The 1,305-nt window shown below is 39.8% G+C and carries 1 protein-coding gene; it reads left to right on the top strand.

The window, feature by feature from the left end:
• Positions 1-994: hypothetical protein (locus tag AC1DPZ_RS27365; protein ID WP_477409462.1), on the top strand; the 994-nt coding region annotated here is incomplete at its 5' end.
• Positions 995-1,305: the final 311 nt, after the last annotated feature.

The following is a 1,305-nucleotide window of genomic DNA, read 5'->3' as shown; positions in this document are numbered from 1 at the left end:
TGATCAGCAATTTTTATTTTCGGCAACAGAATTTCATATAGCCGATGTTGTAGATGAACGCGATGACCGAAGTGTTGTAGCCAGGTTACTTCCTGCCGGGCTAATAAACGAAACTACGCCAAAGTATACGCTTGATCTGAAAGATGGTGCCTCATTAGCTATCAAGCAATTCATCAATAGAAACCTGGTAACGAACAAAGCATTACGCGCTATAATTATCCATATAAGAAAACTACAGTTAGATGAAACGTTGCAGGCCGGAGGAAGGGTTAACGGAAAACTAAATGTTGTTTTCTCTTTTACCCTGCGGAGAGGTGAGAATGATATACAACTGATTGGCTATAAAGCGAATTCAAATTATACGCGTACTTCGGGGCAGCAAATGGATGTGGCAGGGATGTTAAGTAACGCTATCCAAAGCGGACTCATCTATTTTAATACCTGGATAAACAAAGAAGCTGATACCAATATAAAGCTGGTAAAAGGAGTAAAGCTTGTTTTTACCAATTATACCGAACAGCCCGAAGGAGATACCATTTATTACTCGGCTAAAAGACCAATAAAATGGAGCGATTTTCAACAAAGGCCCCCTGCAAGTAAATTCGAGGCCGAGGTTTTTCCGAGTTTTGGTTATGCCGAGGAGGTTGAGATTGTGAAGGGGATAATTAATGTTCATTTGAGGCTTAAGGCTTACCTCCCTAAAAGTGCCTGCTGGGTAAAGGAGGGCGCGCAAACGGCATACAATCTTAATCACGAGCAAAGGCACTTTGATATAGTGAAAATAATTGCCATGCACTTTAAAAAGCAATTACAAAAAGAAATGCTGACCGTTGAAAATTATGATGGGCCGATTAACGTACAATACTTTGATTCGTTTAAGGAGATGAATGACATGCAAAAGCAATACGATGATGAAACCAACCATGGAATTAACCACTATGTACAGGAGCAGTGGGATAAGAAGATTGATAAAGAATTAATTAGTATCAAGTAGTTAGTATCAGGTATCAAGACCGTTGCACCGATATTTTTGAGCGTTGTTATCAGAGCTGCATTTAAAAGTCTTGCTACCTGATACTAACTACTTGCTACTGTCTTTACTTTTCTTTCATTTATTTTTGAAAGTTTAAAAACTTATTTATATTTGTACATGGAATTGGCAGAAGGAAAGCTTAAGTTTATTGAGGCCTGGGGTAAGTTGGGGTCGGAATGGGGAATAAACCGCACTATGGCCCAGGTACATGCGTTGCTACTGGTTTCGCCCGAAGCTTTAACTACCGAGGAGGTGATGGCCGAATTGAGTAT

This window comes from Mucilaginibacter sp. P4_G9, from assembly GCF_056400985.1.
Note: the sequence above shows the minus strand (reverse complement) of the source record. Positions and strands in the feature narration are given on the sequence as shown.